We start from the raw sequence: 22,394 nt of genomic DNA, 5'->3' as shown, positions 1-22,394 counted from the left end.
ACGGGTGACTTCTGCCGTACCTCCGCCCCGTACCGAGGCCGTGTCCGAGAGCCGCGCCCAGCGCAGCAGCCGGCGCAGCATCGCCGCCGCGCTGCTGCTCGGCGCCGTCGGCGCGGCCCTCGCCCTGCTCGCCTCCCGCCAGGACTGGGCCCACGGCACCGCGTCGGTGGCCGGCGGCGAGCTGCCGCTGACCGCCAAGGGCAGCGACGTCACCGGCGTGCCCGCGGCCCTCGCCATAGTGGGCCTCGCCGCGCTCGTCGCGGTCTTCGCGGTCCGCCGCGCCGGGCGCTTCCTCGTCTCCCTGCTGCTCACGCTCAGCGGCGCGGGCATCGTCGCCGCCGCCCTGCTCGGCGCCGACGACAGCGACGCGCTCGACGAGAAGGCCGCCACCGCCTCCGGCGACGCCGCCGCCACCATCGGCGACCTGAGCCACACCGGCTGGCCGTACGCCGCGGCCGCCGCGGGCGTCCTGATCCTGCTCGCCGGGCTCCTCGCCCTCACGTACGGCCGTTCCTGGCCCGCGATGTCGGGACGCTACGAACGCGACGGCTCGCCGAGCCCCCGCAAGGCCCGCCGCGTCGCGGACCCCGAGCGGCCCGAGGAGCTGTGGAAGGCCCTCGACCGCGGCGAGGACCCGACCCGCGGAACCTGAGCCCCCGCTCTCCCGCAACATGACCCCCGCGCTCGGGGCATACGCGCGAGTACGGGACAATGACAGCGAGCGTCCGCAGCGCGACGGGCTCCCCAGCAACCGCCGCGCACACAGCAACAAGGAGCACTTTCATGGCGCACGGCCACGGACACACCCCGGCCGCCTGGACCGGTTCCATCATCGCCTTCGTCGGTTTCTGCGTCGCGGGCGCCTTCATGGTGATGGCCAACGTTCCCGGCTTCTGGGCCGGCATGGCCATCATCGCGATCGGCGGCATCGTGGGCGGCATCATGCGCCTCATGGGCCTGGGCCAGGACAAGCGTCCGCACCGCCGGGCCGCGGGCGCCGAGAGCTGACTCCGCCGTACGAGGCGTACGAGGCGTACGAGGCGTACGAGGCGTACGACAGGAGGCGGTCCGGCAGGTGCCAGGGCCGCCTCTTCCGCATAATGCACGGGTGACCGCCGAACCCGACAGCGCCGCCCCCGCCGTCCTGACCCGCCTGCTCGTCCCGGCCGGCGTGCTCGCCTCGGTCGCCGGCGCCTTCGCGTACGTCGGCGCCGTCGACCCGAACGAACCCGGCCACTACCCCGCCTGCCCGCTGCTGCGCCTCACCGGCCTCTACTGCCCGGGCTGCGGCGGCCTGCGCAGCGCGCACGCGTTCGTCCACGGCGACTTCGCGGCGGCCCTCGGCGCCAACGCGCTCGCCGTCGCCGGGTACGCACTCTTCGCCGTGCTGTGGATCGCCTGGGTGATCAGGACGGTGCGCGGGCGGCCGGTGCGCATCGAGTTGGGGCCGCTGCAGCTGTGGGGCGTCGGCGCCCTGGTCGCGCTCTTCACCGTCGTACGGAATCTGCCGTTCGGGTCCTGGCTGCATCCCTGAAGGTGCAGGCCGGACGGGTGGTGAATGTCCAGGTCGTGGGACGGCTGTCAACCGGATGCGAGGCCTTCGCCCTCCTGCGGATACCATCGCAGTGACCAGCTTGAACGTCAGCTCAACCGTCAGGGAAGGGGGCCGCTCGCGTGAGTGTGCTCGACGAGATCATCGACGGAGTCCGTGCCGACCTCGCGGAGCGGCAGGCACGCGTCAGCCTCGACGAGCTCAAGGAGCGTGCGGCCAAGGCTCCCGCGGCCAAGGACGGCGCGGCGGCCCTGCGCGGCGACGGCGTCAAGGTCATCTGTGAGGTGAAGCGCTCCAGCCCCTCCAAGGGCGCGCTCGCCGCGATCGCCGACCCGGCGGGTCTCGCCGCCGACTACGAGGCGGGCGGCGCGGCCGTCATCTCCGTGCTCACCGAGGAGCGCCGCTTCGGCGGCTCGCTCGCCGACCTGGAGGCCGTCCGCGCCAAGGTCGACATCCCGGTGCTCCGCAAGGACTTCATCGTCACCTCGTACCAGCTCTGGGAGGCCCGGGCGTACGGCGCGGACCTCGCGCTCCTGATCGTGGCCGCCCTGGAGCAGCCCGCCCTGGAGTCCCTGATCGAGCGTGCCGAATCGATCGGCCTCACGCCGATCGTCGAGGTGCACGACGAGGACGAGGCGGAGCGTGCCGTGGACGCGGGCGCGCGCGTCATCGGCGTCAACAACCGCGACCTGAAGACCCTGAACGTCGACCGCTCCACCTTCGAGCGGGTCGCCGCCGAGCTGCCGGACAGCGTCGTCAAGATCGCCGAGTCCGGTGTGCGCGGGCCGCACGACCTGATCGCCTTCGCCAACGCGGGCGCCGACGCGGTGCTGGTCGGCGAGTCCCTGGTGACCGGCCGCGATCCGAAGGGCGCGGTCTCCGACCTGGTCGCCGCGGGCACGCACCCGGCGCTCCGGCACGGACGGAGCTGACCCTCCCGATGCCGATCTCCGCCCGCCTCGCACCCGGCTGCCGCCCCCGCGGCTGCCGGGCGCCCGCGCGGCGGGTGCGGGGCAGGCGGGTGCGGTACCACATCGGGGCCGAGCCCGGTCAGATCCCCGGAATGCGATGGCAGGGCGGCGCCTGAGCTGAAGAGCCCCGCGCCGTTGCCGGCCAGGGTTTCGTCGCGGCAGCGGCCCGTCTTGGGCTTGTCGCGCAGTTCCCCGCGCCCCTGGAGGGGCGCGCGCCAGCACCCGTTGTCATCGCCGTTCTTGACAAGGATCCAGCCATGCCCAGCGAATACTTCATTCCTGACCCCGAGGGTCAAGTCCCCAGCGCCGACGGGTACTTCGGCGCCTTCGGCGGAAAATTCATCCCGGAGGCCCTCGTCGCCGCCGTGGACGAGGTCGCCGTCGAGTACGACAAGGCGAAGAGCGACCCGGAGTTCGCCCGCGAGCTCGACGACCTGCTCGTCCACTACACGGGCAGGCCCAGCAGCCTCACGGAGGTGCCCCGCTTCGCGGAACACGCCGGCGGTGCCCGCGTCTTCCTCAAGCGCGAGGACCTGAACCACACCGGCTCGCACAAGATCAACAACGTGCTCGGGCAGGCCCTGCTCACCAAGCGCATGGGCAAGACCCGCGTCATCGCCGAGACCGGCGCGGGACAGCACGGCGTCGCCACGGCCACCGCCTGCGCCCTCTTCGGCCTCGAATGCACCATCTACATGGGCGAGATCGACACCGAGCGCCAGGCCCTGAACGTGGCCCGCATGCGGATGCTCGGCGCCGAGGTCGTCGCCGTGAAGTCCGGCAGCCGCACCCTGAAGGACGCCATCAACGAGGCGTTCCGCGACTGGGTGGCGAACGTGGACAGGACCCACTACCTCTTCGGGACCGTCGCGGGACCGCACCCCTTCCCCGCCATGGTCCGCGACTTCCACCGCGTCATCGGCGTCGAGGCCCGCCGCCAGATCCTGGAGCGCGCCGGGCGGCTGCCCGACGCCGCCGTCGCCTGCGTCGGCGGCGGCTCCAACGCCATCGGCCTCTTCCACGCCTTCATCCCCGACGCGGACGTACGCCTCATCGGCTGCGAGCCCGCCGGACACGGCGTCGAGACCGGCGAGCACGCGGCCACCCTGACCGCGGGCGAGCCGGGCATCCTGCACGGCTCCCGCTCCTACGTCCTCCAGGACGAGGAGGGCCAGATCACCGAGCCCTACTCGATCTCGGCGGGCCTGGACTACCCCGGCATCGGCCCCGAGCACGCCTACCTCAAGGACAGCGGCCGCGGCGAGTACCGCGCGGTCACCGACGACGCGGCCATGCAGGCCCTGCGGCTGCTCTCCAGGACCGAGGGCATCATCCCGGCCATCGAGAGCGCCCACGCGCTCGCCGGGGCGCTCGATGTCGGCAAGGAGCTCGGCGAGGACGGGCTGATCGTCGTCAACCTCTCCGGGCGCGGCGACAAGGACATGGACACGGCCGCGCGCTACTTCGGCCTGTACGACACGGACGCCACCGTCGAGGCCGACGAGCCCGGCACCGGCGCGGAGATCGAGGGGGACGCCAAGTGAGCGGCAACGTCAGACTGCTGGACGAGACCCTCGCGGCCGCGAAGGCCGAGGGCCGGTCCGCCCTCATCGCCTACCTGCCCGCGGGCTTCCCCACCGTCGACGGCGGCATCGCGGCCGTCAAGGCCGTCTTCGAGGGCGGCGCCGACGTCGTCGAGGTCGGCCTGCCGCACTCCGACCCGGTGCTCGACGGCCCGGTCATCCAGACCGCCGACGACATCGCGCTGCGCGGCGGCCTCAAGATCCGCGACGTCATGCGCACCGTCCGCGAGGCCCACGAGGCGACCGGCAAGCCGGTGCTCGTCATGACGTACTGGAACCCGATCGACCGCTACGGCGTGGAGCGCTTCACCGCCGAACTCGCCGAGGCGGGCGGCGCGGGCTGCATCCTGCCCGACCTGCCCGTCCAGGAGTCGGCGCTGTGGCGGGAGCACGCCGCGAAGCACGGCCTGGCGACGGTCTTCGTCGTCGCGCCGAGCAGCAAGGACGAGCGGCTCGCCACGATCACCGCGGCGGGCTCCGGCTTCGTCTACGCGGCCTCGCTGATGGGCGTCACCGGCACCCGCGAGTCCGTCGGCGAGCAGGCGCAGGACCTGGTGCGGCGCACCAAGGCCACCACCGAGCTGCCGGTCTGCGTCGGCCTCGGCGTCTCCAACGCCCGCCAGGCCGCCGAGGTCGCGGGCTTCGCCGACGGAGTGATCGTCGGCTCCGCCTTCGTGCAGCGGATGCTCGACGCGCCGGACGAGGCCGCGGGCCTGGCCGCCGTGCGCGCCCTCGCCGGTGAGCTCGCGGACGGGGTCCGCGGCACCGCGTAACTCGTACGGGTGGACCTGGACCGGGGAGGCACGCTCGTGCCTCCCCGGTTCGTTTGGCGGGGTGTGAGCGAGAAGAACCGTGAGGAAAAGCGATCGGCCCGCGCGCGGATGGCGGCAGAGCGAGAGCGGCAGAAGGCCCGCGACAAGCGGCGCAGGGCGCTGATCGTGAGCGCCGCGGTGGTCGGTGTCCTCGGCCTCGCCGCCGTGGTCGGGCTGCTCGCCGCCCATGCCGGCGACGACAAGAAGGACGACTCGGCGGGCCCGGTGGTCGCGCCCAAGGGGGCGGCCGACAAGGACGGGCCGGCCATCCCCGTCGGCAAGGACAGCGCCAAGTCGACCCTCACCATCTGGGAGGACTTCCGCTGCCCGGCCTGCAAGCAGTTCGAGGACGGCTTCCGCTCGACGATCCACGAGCTCGCCGACAAGGGACAGCTCAAGGTCGAGTACCACCTGGCCACCCTCATCGACGGGAACATGGGCGGCAGCGGCTCCCGCCGCTCGGCCAACGCAGCGGCGTGCGCCCAGGACGCCGGCAAGTTCACGCCGTACCACGACGTGCTCTTCAAGAACCAGCCCCCGGAGCCCGACGACGCGTTCGGCAAGAACGACAGGCTGATCGAGCTCGCCGGTGAGGTCGACGGACTGGTCACCGACTCCTTCAAGAAGTGCGTCGAGGACGGCACGCACGACAGCTGGGTCGACAAGTCCAACAAGGCCTTCCAGGACGCGAAGCTGCGCGGCACGCCCACCGTGCGCCTCGACGGCAAGGACATCTTCGGGGACCCGCAGAAGCCGCTGACGCCCCAGAAGCTGAAGCAGCTGGTGGCAGAGGCGAACCGCACGTGACGCCCGGGGGCGGCGGCGCTCCTGTTATGCACCCGTAGCCGGACCGGTTGCCGCCCCCGACGCCCGGCACGGTAGCGTCGGTCGTGTCATGGACCTTGCCTTCATTCCCAGTCCGTCGCGCGGTGTGGTCGAACTCGGACCCATCCCGTTGCGCGGCTACGCGTTCTGCATCATCATCGGCGTCTTCGTAGCCGTCTGGCTCGGCAACAAGCGATGGATCGCTCGCGGGGGCCGGTCAGGCACCGTGGCCGACATCGCCGTGTGGGCCGTGCCGTTCGGCCTCGTCGGCGGGCGTCTCTACCACGTGATCACGGACTACCAGCTGTACTTCAGCGACGGCCGTGACTGGGTGGACGCCTTCAAGATCTGGGAGGGCGGCCTCGGCATCTGGGGCGCGATCGCGCTCGGCGCCGTCGGCGCCTGGATCGGCTGCCGCCGCCGGGGCATCCCGCTGCCGGCCTGGGCCGACGCGCTGGCCCCCGGCATCGCCCTCGCGCAGGCCATCGGCCGCTGGGGCAACTGGTTCAACCAGGAGCTGTACGGCAAGCCCACGGACCTGCCCTGGGCGCTGAAGATCACCTCCGCCGAGGACGGCCGGGTCCCCGGCACGTACCACCCCACCTTCCTGTACGAGTCGCTGTGGTGCATCGGCGTCGCCGTCCTGGTCATCTGGGCCGACCGTCGCTTCAAGCTCGGACACGGCCGGGCGTTCGCGCTGTACGTCGCCTCGTACTGCGCCGGGCGCGGCTGGATCGAGTACATGCGGGTCGACGACGCGCACCACGTGCTCGGCCTCCGGCTGAACGTGTGGACCGCCATCGTGGTCTTCCTCCTGGCGGTCGCCTACTTCGTGATGTCGGCGAGGACCCGCCCCGGCCGTGAGGAGATCGTCGAGCCGGGCGCCTCCGGCGAGGTCGAAGGCGGCGGTGACGGTGCCGGTGACGCCGTGAAGCTCACCAAGGGTGAGGACTCCAAGGGCTCGAAGGACACCGAGGCCGACAAGGCCGACAAGGCCGCCGAGGACACCGACGGGGCGAAGTCCTCGGCCGAGCCGAAGAGCTGACACTCCTCCCGCGCGTGGGCGGTCACTTCCTCCTGGCCAGCGCGAGGACGCGCCGCGCGCCCTCCACCACCGCCTTGTCCACGAATCGGCCGTCCGGCAGCGCCAGGGCGCCCGCGTCCGTCGCGGCCGCCTTGGTGATCTCCTCCGCCCGCTCGATCTCCTCCGGGGTGGGGAGATAGGCCCGCTCGATGACCGGGAGCTGGCGGGGGTGGATCGCCGCGCGGCCGAGGAAGCCGAGGGCCCGGCCCCGGGCGCAGGAGGCGGCGAGCCCTTCCAGGTCGCGGATGTTCGGGTGGACCGACTGGGCGGGCGGGGCCAGGCCCGCCGCCCGCGCGGCCACCACCACCCGGGAGCGCGCCCAGTCGAGGCCGGTCTCCTCGCGCAGCCCCAGGTCCGCGCGGAGGTCGGCCTCGCCGAGGGAGATGCCGCGCAGGGCCGGGTGCGCGGTGGCGATGGCGAAGGCGTGCTCCAGGCCGAGCGCCGACTCGACGAGCGCGTGGAGGGCGGGCGCGCCGCCGTCGGCGGGCACCGCGCGCTCGGCGACGCGGATCACCTCGGCGCGCGACGTGACCTTCGGCAGGCGCAGGCCCGCCAGGCCGGGGAGCGGGGCGAGGGTGCGGAGGTCGGCCTCGGCGAGCGGGCCGTCCAGGGCGTTCACGCGGACGTGGACGGGGACGGGGGAAGGCCGGGGCTCCGAGAGGAGCTCGGCCGTGGCCGCTCTCGCGTACTCCTTGCGGTCGGGGGCGACCGCGTCCTCCAGGTCGACGATCACCGCGTCGGCGCCCGCGTGGAGGGCCTTGGCGACCACATCGGGCCGGTCGCCGGGAACGTACAGCCAGGTCAGTGGGGCGTGGACGGTCACAGCGCGCCCTCCTTGCGCAGGGTGGTGATCTCCCGTTCGGTCAGGCCGAGTTCGGTCAGGACGGCGTCTGTGTCGGCGCCGTGCGGGCGGCCCGCCCAGTGGATCGCGCCGGGGGTCTCGGAGAGCCGGAAGAGGATGTTCTGCATGCGCAGCGGGCCGAGTTCCGGGTCGTCGACCGTGGTGAGCGTGGAGAGGGCCGCGTACTGGGGGTCGGTCATGACGTCGCGTACGTCCTGGATGGGGGCGACCGCGGCCTCCGCCTTCTCGAACGCCTCGATCACCTCGGCGCGGGTGTGCCGGGCGATCCAGCCGCCGACCGCCTCGTCGAGGACGTCGGCGTGGCGCGCCCGGTCCGCGCCGGTCGCGAACCACGGCTCCGCGATCAGTTCGGGGCGGCCGACCAGGCGCATCAGGCGTTCTGCGATCGACTGGGCGGAGGTGGAGACGGCGACCCAGCGGCCGTCCGCCGTGCGGTAGGTGTTGCGCGGCGCGTTGTTCGTGGAGCGGTTGCCGATGCGGGGCTGTACATGGCCGAGCTGGTCGTACCAGAGCGGCTGGGGGCCGAGGACCGTGAGGATCGGCTCGATGATCGCCATGTCGACGACCTGGCCCTCGCCGGTGCGGTCGCGGGCCGCGAGGGCCGTCATCACCGCGTACGCCGTGGCCAGGCCCGCGATGGAGTCGGCGAGGCCGAACGGCGGCAGGGTCGGCGGCCCCTCCGGTTCGCCGGTGATCGCGGCGAAGCCGCTCATCGCCTCGGCGAGCGTGCCGAAGCCGGGGCGGCGGGAGTAGGGCCCGAACTGGCCGAAGCCGGTGACGCGGGTCAGGACCAGGCGGGGGTTGGCGGCGCGCAGCTCCGCCCAGCCCAGGTCCCACTTCTCCAGGGTGCCGGGGCGGAAGTTCTCGACGATCACGTCGGCGGTGGCGGCGAGGCGCAGCAGGGTGTCGCGCCCGCCCGGCGTCGACAGGTCGAGGGTCATCGTGCGCTTGTTGCGGCCGAGCAGCTTCCACCACAGGCCGACCCCGTCCTTCGACGGGCCGTGGCCGCGGGACGGGTCGGGGCGCGAGGGGTGCTCGACCTTGATGACCTCGGCGCCGAAGTCGCCGAGCATCGTGGCGGCGAGGGGGCCCGCGAAGAGGGTGGCGAGGTCGAGGACGCGGAGGCCGGTGAGGGGAGCGGTCATGACGCGGTGCCCGCCTGTCCTTCGATCTCCTTGCGGTACGGCATGGACGTCGACGCCCCCGGGCGCTGCACGGCGAGCGCCGCCGCCGACGACGCCCAACGCAGCGCGTCCGGCACGGAGTTGCCCTCGGCGAGCGCCACGGCGAGGGTGCCCGCGAAGGTGTCGCCCGCGCCGGTGGTGTCGACCGCCGTGACCCGCTGGGCGGGGACCGTGACCGGTTCGGCGCCGCGCGCCGCGTACAGGCTGCCGCGCGAGCCGAGGGTGATGACGACCTCGGGCACCTGGGAGAGCAGGGCTTCGGCGGCGGCCCGCGGGTCGTCGGCGATGCCGGTGAGGGCGGCGGCCTCGTGTTCGTTGGGCAGCAACAGGTCGGTGGCGGCGAGGAGTTCGGGTGGCAGGGGCTGAGCCGGGGCGGGGGTGAGGACGGTGCGGACGCCGTGGCGCCGGGCGGCCCGCGCGGCGGCGATCACCCCTTCCAGGGGCACCTCCAACTGGAGCAGCAGGGCGTCGGCGGAGGCGATCAGACCCTCGTCGCCGGGGCCGAGTGCGGTGACGGTGCCGTTGGCGCCGGGGATCACGACGATGGCGTTGCCGCCGTCGTCGTCGACGACGATGTGCGCGGTGCCGGTGGGTGTCTCGACGGTGCGCAGGAGGTCCGTGTCGACGCCGGAGTGCTCCAGGCAGGAGCGGATCGCGCTGCCGTGGGCATCGGCGCCGACCGCGCCGACCAGGGAGACGGTGGCGCCCGCGCGGGCCGCCGCGACGGCCTGGTTGGCGCCTTTGCCGCCGGGCGCGGTGCGGAACTCGCGGCCGGTCACGGTCTCGCCGCGCCGCGGCGCCTCGGCGACGTACGCGACGAGGTCCATGTTGGCGCTGCCGAGGACGACGATGTGGGGCGTGGGGCTCATGGGCGGGGTGCCTCCCGGGCGGTGAGTGCGGTGGTGAGGTCTGCGAGGGTGTCGAAGCCGATGCCGTCGAAGTCGCCCACGGAGGTGGCGAGCCGGTTCTTCAGGGGTGCCGTCCAGCGGTCGGGCAGCGCGTCGGGGCGGCCGGCGAGCAGGCCCGCGACCGATCCGGCGGTGGCGCCGTTGGAGTCGGTGTCCCAGCCGCCGGAGACGGCACGGGTGATGGAGCCGGTGAAGTCGCCGTCGGCGTGGGTGAGGGCGGCGGCGAGGAGGGCGGCGTTGGGGATGACGTGGACCCAGTGGTGGCCGGCGTAGCGCGCGTGGAGGTGGTCGACGACCTCGTCGAAGTCCCGTGTCCCGCGCGCCAGTTGCACGGCGTGACGGACGGCGGCGGCCAGGCGTGAATCGGCCGGTACGACGGACAGGCCGGCCTGCAGACAGGTGTGGACGTCGGCGGTGCCGCCCGCCGCCGCTGCGATCGTGGCCGCCGCGAACTCGGCGCCGTGCACGCCGTTCGCCGTGTGGGTGAGGACCGCGTCCCTGCGGGCCTGTTCGGCGGCCGCGTCGGGGGCCCCGGGGTTGGTCCAGCCGTGCACGTCGGCGCGGATCAGGGCGCCGATCCACTCGCGGAACGGGTTGCGGTGGGTGGCGGTGTGCGGGGGTTCGATGCCCTGGAGGAGGTTGCGGTAGGCGACGCGCTCGGCGGTGAAGGTGCGGCCCGCGGGCAGCTCGTCGAGCCACAGCCGGGCCACGTCCTCGGTGGTGAAGCTCTTCCCGTGGCGCCGGAGGAGGAGCAGGTTCAGGAGGGGGTAGTTGAGGTCGTCGTCCTCGGGCGTGCCGTCGATGTTCTCGGCGAGGGAGGTCGGTGCGGAGCGCTTGTTCCAGGGGTACGCCGCCCTGAGCTCGGGCGGGACGCCCCGTTCGGTGAACCAGGTGTGCAGGGGCCAGTTGCCCGTTGCCCGGGCGAGGCTCCGGATGCCGTCCAGGGGGAGCTTCTCCACGGGTTTGCCGAGGACACAGCCCGCGGCTCTGCCCAGCCAGGCGGCGTGCAGGCGGGGGCGCAGCCCTGGCGGGGTGGGGGCCTCGGTGAACGGCACCCGGTGCGGGAGCGGCGTCGGCGCACCAGCCAGTTCGTCCAGGAGGCGTTCCGCCAGGGCGCGGAGGTGGGGCGGGGCGGGGGAGGGGGAGGCGCCCGCGTGAGGCGGGGGGAGGTGGCCGCCCGCCGCGAGCCAGCGGGCGCGTACCGCCGTGATGTCGCGGCCCTCCTGTTCCGCCTGGCGGAGTTCGTGGCCGATCAGGTCCTCGGGCTGGACCCACGTCAGGCGGATCACCGGTCGGCCGTCAGGGCCGCGAACGCGGACTCGTGGGCGCGGCGACGGCGGACGTCCCGGGCGAAGACCTCCTCGGCCACCGCCGTGAGCGCCGCCGCGGGGGCGTGCAGGTCGAGGCGGCTGGCCTCGGCGACCCGCTTGGCCCAGTCGGCGGGGACCGCCTCCTCGCCGCGCAGCGCGCCCACGATCGCGCCGCTCATCGTCGCGATGGAGTCGCAGTCGCGGCCGTAGTTGACCGAGCCGAGCACCGTGCGGCGGTAGTCGGCCTCGCCGACCAGGAGCATGCCGAGGGCAACGGGGAGCTCTTCGACGGCGTGCAGGCGGGAGGGGCGGCGGGCGCCCAGGGACGGGGCGCGGTAGTCGGGGCCGACCGTGTCGAAGGGGGCGACGGCGGCCCGGATCGGCGCCAGGGCCGACTCGAAGTCCCGGTGTTCCGCGGCGACTTCGGCCACCGCCTCGATCGCCGCGCGCGTCCCGTCCTTCGCCACGGACAGACACGCCTCGACGACGGAGTCCGCCGTGGCGCCGGGCGCGCAGGCCGCCGCCACGGCCGCCGCGAAGACCCCCGCGGCCTCCCTGCCGTACGACGACTGGTGGGCGCCCGCGACGTCGAGGGCCTCGGCGTACGCGGCCCGCGGGTCCGCCGCGTTGACCAGGCCGACCGGCGCCATGTACATCGCCGCACCGCAGTTGACGATGTTCCCGGTGCCGGCCTCGCGCGGGTCGACGTGGCCGTAGTGGAGGCGGGCGACGAGCCACTTCTCGGCGAGGAAGATCCGGTGCAGGGGGAGCGCCTCGGCCTCCAGCTCGGGGATCCAGCGCGGGGTCGTCATCAGGTCGGGGACGAGGTGGTCGGCGACGGCGTACGCGTCGAGGTGGTCGCGGACCAACGCGTACACACGGACGAGCGCGTGGGTCATGAGGGTGTCGTCGGTGACGTGCCCGTCGCCCTTGTGGTACGGCGCGATGGGGCGGGCCGTACGCCAGGCGTCGCCGTTCCAGGGGCCGACGATGCCGCGCACGCGGCCCCCGTGGCGCTCGGCGATCTGTTCGGGCGCGTACCCCTCGACGGGTCCGCCGAGTGCGTCGCCGACCGCGGCTCCGACGAGGCTTCCCGCGATGCGGTCGGCCAGGGACAGCGCGGTTCGGGGCGTCTCAGGACGTGGCGTCATGGTCGTCATGTCGGAATTGTCCACCTGGAGTGGCCAGTTCCGTGTCTGCCAGGTGACCGGCGAGTTCCACCAGGTCGGTGCCCGCGAGACGGGGCAGCGCGCAGCCCGAGAGGGTGCGGCAGGCGTCCCGCCAGGCCCCGGGGATCGCGGCCGCCGTGCCGAGCACGCCGGTCAGTGCCCCGGCGAGCGCGGGCGCGGAGTCCGCTACGCGCGACAGGCACGCGGCGGCGGGCACCGCATCCCGGATGCGGCCGCGCGCGGCGGTGGCCAGGGCGAGGGCGACCGGCACGGTCTCGGCGGCGGCGATGCCGTAGCTGTAGACGTGGTCGACGATCTGGTGCTCCAGGAGCGGTACGAGGGCGAAGGCGCCGTCGTCCGCCCGGGCGCGGGCCGTCTTCACTGCGTGCCGGGCGTTCCTGCCGATCTCCGTGTGCTCCGGGAGCTGGTCGAGCGCGCACTCCACCGCGGCGTCGACGTCGGCCCCCGCGAGCGCGGCGGCGATGGCGGCGGCCATCGCGCGGGCGCCGTGCGTGCCGTCGCCGTCCTGGGTGTAGCGGGCGTCGAACTCCGCGAGGGCGGCGGCCCGTTCGGGGTCGCCGGGGTGGACCAGGGCGAGCACGCAGGCCCGTACGCAGGCCGCGTCGTCGAAGTAGTGCGGGTTGTCGTGGCCGGTGGCGGGCGGGCGCAGGCCCGCGGCGAGGTTGCCGAGGCCCGCGCGGACGGAGATGCGGGCGCGCAGCGGCAGGACCGCGGACTCGACCTCGGGGGCGCGGGCCGCCGCGGCGGCGATCTCGGCGGCGAGGGCGTTCCAGGAGAGGTCGAGCGCCGCGCGCACGCGGCGGTCCGGGGCCAGTCCGCTGTCCAAGGTGCCGTCCGCGGCGCGAAGCAGGGACTCGGCGGTGAAGGCCGCCCATTCGGCGTCGTCCGAGGGGCCGAGGCGGAGGGGTTCGGGGGACTGGTTCAGGGCGATGGGGACGGGGAGGGTGGTCGTGGCGTTCTGCTCGGCGAAGGTGTCGAGTTCGCGGGTGAGCCGCCGTGTCCACTCGGGCATCCGCGCGGCGCGGTGCCTGGCCGAGGGCCATCCTGCGGCGTCGCCTGCCGCTAGGCCCAGCAGGAGCGCTTCGGCTGGGGGCGCCTTGCTTCGGTTGGGGCCTCCGTTGTGCTTACCCGGCCCCGTGGGCTGTGCCCACCCTCCCCCAAGCTCTCGACTGCGCTCGACCAGGGGGGACCCCCATCGCCCTGCGGCACGCCTGCCCACAGCGGGAGCGGCGCGCCTGTCCGCAGCGGGGATGGCACGGTCGCCCACAGCGGGGACGGCGCGGTCGCCTGCGGCGGGAGCGGCATGCCTGTCTGCGGCGGGAGCGGCGCGGTCGTCCGCAGCGGGGATGGCGCGGTCACCCGCGGCGGGAGCGGCTTGGGCGCTCGCGGCGGGGACGGCTCGGTCGCCTGCGGCGGGAGCGGCACGCCTGTCCGCAGCGGGGACGGCGCGGTCGCCCGCAGTGGGAGCGGCTTGGGCGCTCGCGGCGGGGACGGCTCGGTCGCCTGCGGCGGGAGCGCCTCGGTCACCCACAGCGGGAGCGGCGCGCTCGCACGCGGCAGGAGCGGCGCGCCTGTCCGCAGCGGGGACGGCGCGGTCGTCCGCAGCGGGGATGGCACGGTCGCCCGCGGCGGGAGCGGCTCGGTCGCCCACAGCGGGAGCGGCGCGGTCGCCCGCGGCAGGAGCGGCGCGCCTGTCTGTGGCGGGGACGGTGCTCATCACGCTTCCCCGTCCGGCGCCAGCAGGTCCGCCACGTCCAGTACGTGTTGGCCTCGCATCGAGGGGAGGCAGCTGCCTCGGGCCGGGCCGATCGCTGCCGACCAGGGTTGGGGGATCGCTGCGGCGCCGCACGTCGCGCCCGCGAGGGCGCCCGCGACCGCCGCCGTCGTGTCGGCGTCTCGGCCCATGTTGACCGCGGAGAGCACCGCGCAGCGGAAGTCGCCGCGTGCCGCCGCGTACGCGCCGAAGGCCAGGCCCACCGCCTCCGGGGCGAGGTCCGTCCAGGGGTAGCCGCCGATGACCACCGCCGAGCGGACCGCCCGCTCGCCGCGGTGCGCGACCGCCACCGCGCGGCGCAGGGAACGGGCCGTCCAGCTGTCGTCCGGGATGACGGAGAGAGCCGCCGTCACGACGGCATCCACGCGCGCTCCCGCCATGGCCGCCGCGACACCCGCCGCCACCGCACGGCCGCCGTGGATGCCCTCGCCGTCGTGGCTGACGGAGCCGTCGATCGCGACGAGGCGGGCGGCCTCGTCCGGGCGGCCCGCCGCGAAGACGCCGAAGGGCGCGGCCCGCATCGCGAGGCCGTCGCTCCAGGCGTGCCGGTGCTGGGCGGAGATGGGGGCGGCGAGGCCCCTGCGCAGGTTCTCCAGGGTGCCGCGCTCGCTGAAGCCCGCGCCCCGGAACGGGCCCTCGTCGAGGTCGGCGATCCACTGGTGCCAGGCCGTCTCGACGTGGGCGACCGTCAGTGCGGAGCCGTGCCGGGCGAGCAGGAGCCCGGAGAAGATCGCGTACTCGGTGTCGTCGGTGCCGGCGGGGTGCTCGGCGACGTATCCCGTGATGCGGCCCCAGCGTCGGCGGATCTCGGACGGCTTCATGTTCTCGGCGGGGGCGCCGAGCGCGTCACCGACCGCGAGACCGAGCAGCGCGCCGCGCGCCCGCTCGCGGAGGTCGTCGGCGTCGCCGGGCGCCGGGACCGAGGGAACGCATGCGGTGGACGCCATGCCGTGCCTCCCTTGTGCGCGGACCGCCGGTCGTGCGCGGACCGCTGGGTGCGGTGCTTGGGATGCGGCGCTTGGGGAATCTCTGCCACCACATCTCTGCCACTACATCTCTGCCACGCGGGGTGCTCACCCGAGCGTGTGCGGGCTCAGATCACTCCTTCGCCGCTCCCCGTCGGAGCCTCCGCGGGGCGCGTTTTCGCAGGTAAGTACGGCCTTCCTTGCTGGCGGGAGATTTTTTTCGCGCGTACTTTCGAGATCGTCCACGCACGTACGAGGGGGCCCACATCATGGCGATCATCGAGACCGAAGCGACTCTGCACGAGGCGCACCGCGACAACCACACCCACCGCGACGTGAACGGTGGCTGGCTGCGTCCGGCGGTCTTCGGGGCGATGGACGGACTCGTCTCCAACCTCGCCCTGATGACCGGTGTCGCGGGCGGCGCTGTCTCGCGGGAGACCATCGTCATCACCGGCCTGGCGGGGCTCGCCGCCGGCGCCTTCTCCATGGCGGCCGGTGAGTACACCTCCGTGGCCTCCCAGCGCGAGCTCGTCGAGGCCGAGCTGGACGTGGAGCGGCGCGAGCTGCGCAAGCACCCCGCGGACGAGGAGAAGGAGCTCGCCGAGCTGTACGCGTCGCGCGGTGTCGAGCCGGAGCTGGCCCGCGAGGTCGCCCGGCAGCTGTCCAAGGATCCCGAGCAGGCGCTGGAGATCCACGCCCGCGAGGAGCTCGGCATCGACCCGGGCGACCTGCCCTCGCCGACCGTCGCGGCGGTCTCGTCCTTCGGCTCGTTCGCGCTGGGCGCCCTGCTCCCCGTACTGCCGTATCTGCTCGGCGCCACCGTGCTGTGGCCCGCCCTGCTGCTGGCGCTCATCGGGCTCTTCGCCTGTGGCGCGGTGGTGGCCAAGGTGACCGCGAGGTCGTGGTGGTTCAGCGGTCTGCGGCAGCTCGCGCTCGGTGGAGCGGCGGCCGGTGTGACGTACGCCCTGGGCAGCTTGTTCGGTACCGCCGTAGGATGAGCCGCTGCAGGTCTATGCGAGACCTTGCATAAGTAGTCGTTACTCGGCGGTTTCGACACCGTGACCACTGGGCATGAGCCGTAAGCGCTGCGGGCAATGAGGCCTGTGTCGCTACGGACCTTCGGTCATGGATCTGTCCGCAATGGTCCCGAGGGTCCCTCTCCGGAACGGGCGGGTACCCCTCCGAACCGCTCCTCACCTTCGCGAGCGGTGTCCACATGGTGGAATGAGCTATCCGCTTTTCGAGAAGCGTTCCATCATGTAATCTGCACGAAATTTTGCCAGGGCCAACGTCGTCCCTTGCCACATGTAGTTGCCTCGACGACGACGGGAGTGCCGATGCGTACCCACGCCTGGTCGCCCATGGACGGTCGCCCCGCCCCCCAGGGGATGTACGACCCCCGCAACGAACACGACGCCTGCGGCGTCGGTTTCGTGGCCACCCTCACCGGTGTGGCCAGCCATGAACTGGTCGAACAGGCGCTGACCGTACTGCGCAACCTTGAGCACCGCGGCGCCACCGGCTCCGAGCCGGACTCGGGTGACGGTGCGGGCATCCTGCTCCAGGTCCCGGACGCCTTCCTCCGCGAAGTGGCCGGATTCCAGTTGCCCGCGGCCGGTGCCTACGCCGTCGGCATCGCCTTCCTTCCCGTGGACACCGCGGGCACCACCGACGGAGCCGTCTCACAGATCGAGACGATCGCCTCCGAAGAGGGCCTCACCGTCCTCGGCTGGCGCGACGTCCCCGTCGCCCCCGAGCTGCTCGGCGCCACCGCCCGCTCGACGATGCCCGTCTTCCGGCAGATCTTCGTCGCCGACGGCGACACCGCGGGCCTCGAACTGGACCGCAAGGCGTTCCTGCTGCGCAAGCGCGCCGAGCGCGAGGCCGGGACGTACTTCCCCTCGCTCTCGTCCCGCACCATCGTCTACAAGGGCATGCTCACCACCGGCCAGCTGGAGCCCTTCTTCCCCGACCTGTCCGACCGCCGCTTCGCCACGGCCGTCGCGCTCGTCCACTCCCGCTTCTCGACCAACACGTTCCCGAGCTGGCCGCTCGCGCACCCGTACCGCTTCGTCGCGCACAACGGCGAGATCAACACGGTCAAGGGCAACCGCAACTGGATGCGCGCCCGCGAGTCGCAGCTCGCCTCCGACCTCTTCGGGAGCCAGGAGAAGCTGGACCGGATCTTCCCCATCTGTACGCCGGACGCCTCCGACTCCGCGTCCTTCGACGAGGTGCTCGAACTCCTGCACCTCGGCGGCCGCTCCCTGCCGCACTCCGTGCTGATGATGATCCCGGAGGCCTGGGAGAACCACGCCTCCATGGACCCGGCACGCCGCGCCTTCTACCAGTACCACTCCACGATGATGGAGCCCTGGGACGGCCCGGCCTGCGTCACCTTCACCGACGGCACGCAGGTCGGCGCCGTGCTCGACCGCAACGGCCTGCGCCCCGGCCGCTACTGGGTCACCGACGACGGCCTCGTCGTCCTCGGCTCCGAGGTCGGCGTCCTCGACATCGACCCCGCCAAGGTCGTCCGCAAGGGCCGCCTCCAGCCGGGCCGGATGTTCCTCGTCGACACCGCCGAGCACCGCATCGTCGAGGACGACGAGATCAAGGCGGGACTCGCCGCCGAGAAGCCGTACCAGGAGTGGCTGGAAGCCGGCGAGATCGAGCTGTCCGACCTGCCCGAGCGCGAGCACATCGTGCACACGCACGCCTCCGTCACGCGCCGCCAGCAGACCTTCGGCTACACCGAGGAAGAGCTGCGCATCATCCTCGCGCCGATGGCCAAGACCGGCGGCGAGCCGCTCGGCTCCATGGGCACCGACACCCCGATCGCGGCCCTCTCCGAGCGCCCGCGCCTCATCTTCGACTACTTCACGCAGCTGTTCGCGCAGGTCACCAACCCGCCGCTCGACGCCATCCGTGAAGAGCTCGTCACCTCGCTGCACAGCTCGCTCGGCCCGCAGGGCAACCTGCTCGACCCGACCGCCGCGTCGTGCCGCAGCGTCACCCTGCCCTTCCCGGTGATCGACAACGACGAGCTGGCCAAGCTCATCCACATCAACGCCGACGGCGACATGCCCGGCATGAAGGCCGCCACGCTCTCCGGCCTCTACCGCGTCAGCGGCGGCGGCACCGCGCTCGCCGCCCGCATCGACGAGATCTGCTCCGAGGCCGACGCCGCCATCGAGGCCGGCGCCCGCCTGATCGTGCTCTCCGACCGGCACTCCGACGCCGAGCACGCGCCGATCCCCTCGCTGCTGCTCACCGCGGCCGTCCACCACCACCTCATCCGCACCAAGCAGCGCACCCAGGTGGGCCTGCTCGTCGAGGCGGGCGACGTCCGCGAGGTCCACCACGTGGCCCTCCTCATCGGCTACGGCGCCGCGGCCGTCAACCCGTACCTCGCGATGGAGTCCGTCGAGGACCTCGTCCGTGCAGGGACGTTCCTGCCCGGCATCGAGTCCGAGCAGGCCATCCGCAACCTGATCTACGCCCTCGGCAAGGGCGTCCTGAAGGTCATGTCCAAGATGGGCATCTCCACCGTCGCCTCCTACCGCGGCGCCCAGGTCTTCGAGGCCGTCGGCCTCGAACAGTCCTTCGTGGAGCGGTACTTCAGCGGTACGACGACGAAGATCGGCGGGGCCGGCCTCGACGTCATCGCCCAGGAGGTCGCCGCCCGGCACGCCAAGGCCTACCCGGCCTCCGGCGTCCCCTCGGCGCACCGCGCCCTCGACATCGGCGGCGAGTACCAGTGGCGCCGCGAGGGCGAGCCGCACCTGTTCGACCCCGAGACGGTCTTCCGCCTCCAGCACTCCACGCGCAGCCGCCGCTACGACATCTTCAAGCAGTACACGGGCCGCGTGAACGAGCAGTCCGAGCGCCTGATGACGCTGCGCGGCCTCTTCGGCTTCAAGTCCGGCCGGCAGCCGATCTCCATCGACGAGGTCGAGCCCGCCTCCGAGATCGTCAAGCGCTTCTCCACCGGCGCCATGTCGTACGGCTCCATCTCCAAGGAGGCGCACGAAACCCTCGCCATCGCCATGAACCAGCTGGGCGGCAAGTCCAACACCGGTGAGGGCGGCGAGGACCCGGAGCGCCTGTACGACCCGGCGCGCCGCTCCTCCATCAAGCAGGTCGCCTCCGGCCGCTTCGGCGTGACCTCCGAGTACCTGGTCAACGCCGACGACATCCAGATCAAGATGGCGCAGGGCGCCAAGCCCGGCGAGGGCGGCCAGCTGCCCGGCCACAAGGTGTACCCGTGGGTCGCCAAGACGCGGCACTCGACGCCCGGTGTCGGCCTCATCTCGCCGCCGCCGCACCACGACATCTACTCCATCGAGGATCTCGCCCAGCTGATCCACGACCTCAAGAACGCCAACCCGCAGGCCCGCATCCACGTGAAGCTGGTCTCCGAGGTCGGCGTCGGGACCGTCGCCGCCGGTGTGTCGAAGGCCCACGCGGACGTCGTCCTCATCTCCGGCCACGACGGCGGCACCGGCGCCTCCCCGCTGACCTCCCTGAAGCACGCGGGCGGTCCCTGGGAGCTCGGCCTCGCCGAGACCCAGCAGACCCTGCTGCTCAACGGCCTGCGCGACCGCATCGTCGTGCAGACCGACGGCCAGCTGAAGACCGGCCGCGACGTCGTCATCGCCGCGCTCCTCGGCGCCGAGGAGTTCGGTTTCGCGACCGCGCCGCTCGTCGTCTCCGGCTGCGTCATGATGCGCGTCTGCCACCTGGACACCTGCCCGGTCGGCATCGCCACGCAGAACCCGGCGCTGCGCGACCGCTTCTCCGGCAAGGCCGAGTACATCGTCAACTTCTTCGAGTTCATCGCCGAAGAGGTCCGCGAGCTCCTCGCCGAGCTCGGCTTCCGCTCCATCGAGGAGGCCGTCGGCCACGCCGAGCTCCTCGACACCGACAAGGCCGTCAGCCACTGGAAGGCGCAGGGCCTCGACCTGGAGCCGCTGTTCCACGTGCCGTCGCTGCCCGCGGGCGCCGTCCGGCACCAGATCACGGTCCAGGACCACGGCCTGGAGAAGGCCCTCGACAACGAGCTGATCAAGCTCGCCGCCGACGCGCTCGCCGCGAACAGCGCCACGGACGCCCACCCCGTCCGCGCGCAGGTCCCGATCCGCAACATCAACCGCACGGTCGGCACCATGCTCGGCCACGAGGTGACGAAGAAGTTCGGCGGCGCCGGTCTGCCCGACGACACCATCGACATCACCTTCACAGGATCGGCGGGCCAGTCCTTCGGCGCCTTCGTGCCGCGCGGTGTGACGCTGCGCCTGGAGGGCGACGCCAACGACTATGTCGGCAAGGGCCTCTCCGGCGGCCGCATCGTCGTCCGCCCGGACCGCGGCGCCGACCACCTCGCCGAGTACTCGACCATCGCGGGCAACACCATCGCGTACGGCGCGACCGGCGGCGAGCTGTTCCTGCGCGGCCGCACCGGCGAGCGCTTCTGCGTCCGCAACTCCGGCGCGACGGTGGTCTCCGAGGGTGTGGGCGACCACGGCTGCGAGTACATGACCGGCGGCCACGCGGTCGTCCTCGGCGAGACCGGACGCAACTTCGCGGCCGGCATGTCCGGCGGCATCGCGTACGTCATCGACCTCGACCGCGACAACGTCAACGCCGGCAACCTCGCGGCCGTCGAACCCCTCGACGACACCGACAAGCAGTGGCTGCACGACGTCGTGCGCCGCCACCAGGAGGAGACGGGCTCGACCGTCGCCGAGAAGCTGCTCGCGGAGTGGGACACCGCCGTGGAGCGCTTCAGCAGGATCATCCCCAGGACATACAAGGCAGTGCTCGCCGCCAAGGACGCCGCCGAGCGAGCGGGTCTCTCCGAGACCGAGATCACCGAGAAGATGATGGAGGCGGCGACCAATGGCTGATCCCAAGGGCTTTCTGAACCATGGCCGCGAGGTCGCGCAGACCCGCCCGGTCGAGGAGCGCGTCCGCGACTGGAACGAGGTCTACGTTCCCGGCTCCCTCCTCCCGATCATCTCCAAGCAGGCGTCGCGCTGCATGGACTGCGGCATCCCGTTCTGCCACAACGGCTGTCCGCTCGGGAACCTGATCCCGGAGTGGAACGACTACGCCTACCGCGAGGACTGGTCGGCGGCGCAGGAGCGGCTGCACGCCACCAACAACTTCCCGGAGTTCACGGGCCGCCTGTGCCCGGCGCCGTGCGAGTCGGCGTGCGTGCTCGGCATCAACCAGCCGGCCGTCACCATCAAGAACGTCGAGGTCTCGATCATCGACCAGGCGTGGGACCGCGGCGACGTCGCGCCCCAGGCGCCGGAGCGGCTCTCCGGCAAGACCGTCGCGGTCATCGGCTCGGGCCCGGCGGGCCTGGCGGCCGCCCAGCAGCTGACCCGGGCCGGCCACACGGTCGCCGTGTACGAGCGCGCCGACCGCATCGGCGGTCTGCTCCGCTACGGCATCCCCGAGTTCAAGATGGAGAAGCGGCACATCAACCGCCGCATCGAGCAGATGCGCGCGGAGGGCACCAAGTTCCGCACCGGCGTGGAGATCGGCCGCGACATCGACGCGGCGAAGCTGCGCAGGCGCTACGACGCCGTGGTCATCGCCGCGGGCGCCACCACCGCCCGCGACCTGCCCGTCCCCGGCCGCGAGCTCAAGGGGATCTACCAGGCGATGGAGTACCTGCCCCTGGCCAACAAGGTTCAGGAGGGCGACTACGTCACCACGCCCGTCTCCGCCGAGGGCAAGCACGTCGTCGTCATCGGCGGCGGCGACACCGGCGCGGACTGCGTGGGCACCGCCCACCGCCAGGGCGCGGCCTCCGTGACCCAGCTGGAGATCATGCCGAGGCCGGGCGAGGACCGCGCCCCGCACCAGCCGTGGCCGACCTTCCCGATGCTGTACAAGGTGACGTCCGCGCACGAGGAGGGCGGCGAGCGGGTCTACTCCGTCAACACCACCCACTTCGAGGGCGACGAGGACGGCAACGTCCAGTTCCTCCACATGGTCGAGGTGGAGTTCATCGAGGGCAAGCTGACCCCGAAGCCGGGCACCGAGCGGAAGATCCCCGCCCAGCTCGTCACCCTCGCGATGGGCTTCACCGGCACGGACCGCGAGAACGGCCTCGTGGACCAGTTCGCCCTGGAGCTCGACGAGCGCGGCAACGTCGCGCGCGACGCCGAGTTCCAGACGAACGTCCCCGGCGTCTTCGTGGCCGGTGACGCGGGCCGCGGCCAGTCGCTCATCGTGTGGGCGATCGCCGAGGGCCGCTCGGCCGCCCGCGGCGTGGACCGCTTCCTCACCGGTGCGAGTGATCTTCCCGCCCCGATCCGCCCCACGGACCGCTCCCTGACGGTCTGACACCCCTCA

18 protein-coding genes are annotated in these 22,394 nt (G+C 73.0%); 11 read left to right on the top strand and 7 right to left on the bottom strand.

The window, feature by feature from the left end; genetic code table 11:
* The first annotated feature begins 4 nt into the window (after window positions 1–4).
* The 8 genes from AB0H82_RS14315 to lgt all read left to right on the top strand — a co-directional run bounded on the left by AB0H82_RS14315 (window position 5) and on the right by lgt (window position 6,788).
* The gene (locus AB0H82_RS14315; protein ID WP_362992353.1) at window positions 5–652 is read left to right on the top strand and encodes a TIGR02234 family membrane protein; all 648 of its coding nucleotides are present in this window, start codon (window positions 5–7) and stop codon (window positions 650–652) included.
* A gap of 131 nt (window positions 653–783) precedes the next feature.
* Window positions 784–1,008, top strand: coding sequence for an HGxxPAAW family protein (locus AB0H82_RS14310; protein WP_362992351.1), 225 nt, complete (start codon window positions 784–786; stop codon window positions 1,006–1,008).
* 100 nt (window positions 1,009–1,108) lie between these two features.
* Window positions 1,109–1,534 carry a DUF2752 domain-containing protein gene (locus AB0H82_RS14305; RefSeq protein WP_362992349.1) on the top strand — a complete coding sequence of 142 codons (426 nt, stop codon included), beginning with the start codon at window positions 1,109–1,111 and terminating at the stop codon, window positions 1,532–1,534.
* 140 nt (window positions 1,535–1,674) lie between these two features.
* Window positions 1,675–2,484, top strand: a complete 810-nt coding sequence (trpC, locus tag AB0H82_RS14300) for an indole-3-glycerol phosphate synthase TrpC (RefSeq protein WP_362992347.1) — start codon at window positions 1,675–1,677, stop codon at window positions 2,482–2,484.
* Window positions 2,485–2,780: 296 nt separating this feature from the next.
* Window positions 2,781–4,067 carry a tryptophan synthase subunit beta gene (trpB, locus tag AB0H82_RS14295; protein ID WP_362992345.1) on the top strand — a complete coding sequence of 429 codons (1,287 nt, stop codon included), beginning with the start codon at window positions 2,781–2,783 and terminating at the stop codon, window positions 4,065–4,067.
* Window positions 4,064–4,879, top strand: coding sequence for a tryptophan synthase subunit alpha (trpA, locus tag AB0H82_RS14290; RefSeq protein WP_362992343.1), 816 nt, complete (start codon window positions 4,064–4,066; stop codon window positions 4,877–4,879). Before trpB ends, trpA begins: the two co-directional genes overlap by 4 nt.
* Before the next feature lie 63 nt (window positions 4,880–4,942).
* Window positions 4,943–5,725: a thioredoxin domain-containing protein gene (locus tag AB0H82_RS14285; protein ID WP_362992341.1), complete on the top strand. Its 783-nt coding sequence runs from the start codon at window positions 4,943–4,945 to the stop codon at window positions 5,723–5,725.
* 88 nt (window positions 5,726–5,813) lie between these two features.
* Window positions 5,814–6,788 (top strand): prolipoprotein diacylglyceryl transferase, encoded by a 975-nt coding sequence (lgt, locus tag AB0H82_RS14280; RefSeq protein WP_362992339.1) that lies wholly within the window; start codon window positions 5,814–5,816, stop codon window positions 6,786–6,788.
* 22 nt (window positions 6,789–6,810) lie between these two features.
* On the opposite strand, the gene AB0H82_RS14275 is transcribed toward lgt, so the two are convergent.
* The 7 genes from AB0H82_RS14275 to AB0H82_RS14245 all read right to left on the bottom strand — a co-directional run bounded on the left by AB0H82_RS14275 (window position 6,811) and on the right by AB0H82_RS14245 (window position 15,002).
* Window positions 6,811–7,650 (bottom strand): CoA ester lyase, encoded by an 840-nt coding sequence (locus AB0H82_RS14275; RefSeq protein WP_362992337.1) that lies wholly within the window; start codon window positions 7,648–7,650, stop codon window positions 6,811–6,813.
* On the bottom strand, window positions 7,647–8,834 hold the full coding sequence (locus AB0H82_RS14270) for a CoA transferase (RefSeq protein ID WP_362992335.1): 1,188 nt from the start codon (window positions 8,832–8,834) through the stop codon (window positions 7,647–7,649). The genes AB0H82_RS14275 and AB0H82_RS14270 overlap by 4 nt, the downstream gene beginning before the upstream one ends.
* Window positions 8,831–9,742: a ribokinase gene (gene rbsK / locus AB0H82_RS14265; protein WP_362992333.1), complete on the bottom strand. Its 912-nt coding sequence runs from the start codon at window positions 9,740–9,742 to the stop codon at window positions 8,831–8,833. Before rbsK ends, AB0H82_RS14270 begins: the two co-directional genes overlap by 4 nt.
* Window positions 9,739–11,070, bottom strand: coding sequence for an ADP-ribosylglycohydrolase family protein (locus AB0H82_RS14260; RefSeq protein WP_362992331.1), 1,332 nt, complete (start codon window positions 11,068–11,070; stop codon window positions 9,739–9,741). Before AB0H82_RS14260 ends, rbsK begins: the two co-directional genes overlap by 4 nt.
* Window positions 11,067–12,242, bottom strand: a complete 1,176-nt coding sequence (locus AB0H82_RS14255; RefSeq protein ID WP_362992521.1) for an ADP-ribosylglycohydrolase family protein — start codon at window positions 12,240–12,242, stop codon at window positions 11,067–11,069. Before AB0H82_RS14255 ends, AB0H82_RS14260 begins: the two co-directional genes overlap by 4 nt.
* On the bottom strand, window positions 12,226–13,629 hold the full coding sequence (locus AB0H82_RS14250; RefSeq protein ID WP_362992519.1) for an ADP-ribosylglycohydrolase family protein: 1,404 nt from the start codon (window positions 13,627–13,629) through the stop codon (window positions 12,226–12,228). The genes AB0H82_RS14255 and AB0H82_RS14250 overlap by 17 nt, the downstream gene beginning before the upstream one ends.
* 368 nt (window positions 13,630–13,997) lie before the next feature.
* Window positions 13,998–15,002, bottom strand: a complete 1,005-nt coding sequence (locus tag AB0H82_RS14245; protein WP_362992329.1) for an ADP-ribosylglycohydrolase family protein — start codon at window positions 15,000–15,002, stop codon at window positions 13,998–14,000.
* Window positions 15,003–15,289: 287 nt separating this feature from the next.
* On the opposite strand from AB0H82_RS14245, the gene AB0H82_RS14240 reads away from it, so the two are divergent.
* From AB0H82_RS14240 to AB0H82_RS14230, 3 genes are all read left to right on the top strand, one after another.
* Entirely contained in the window at window positions 15,290–16,021 is a 732-nt protein-coding gene (locus AB0H82_RS14240; protein ID WP_362992327.1) for a VIT1/CCC1 transporter family protein, read from the top strand.
* A gap of 390 nt (window positions 16,022–16,411) precedes the next feature.
* Window positions 16,412–20,932, top strand: a complete 4,521-nt coding sequence (gltB, locus tag AB0H82_RS14235; RefSeq protein ID WP_362992517.1) for a glutamate synthase large subunit — start codon at window positions 16,412–16,414, stop codon at window positions 20,930–20,932.
* Window positions 20,925–22,385, top strand: a complete 1,461-nt coding sequence (locus AB0H82_RS14230) for a glutamate synthase subunit beta (RefSeq protein WP_362992325.1) — start codon at window positions 20,925–20,927, stop codon at window positions 22,383–22,385. Before gltB ends, AB0H82_RS14230 begins: the two co-directional genes overlap by 8 nt.
* Window positions 22,386–22,394 lie beyond the last annotated feature (9 nt).

The sequence above is a fragment of the Streptomyces sp. NPDC050732 genome (genome assembly GCF_040654255.1).
Lineage (GTDB): Bacteria > Actinomycetota > Actinomycetes > Streptomycetales > Streptomycetaceae > Streptomyces.
This window is presented reverse-complemented; position numbering and strand designations above follow the sequence as displayed.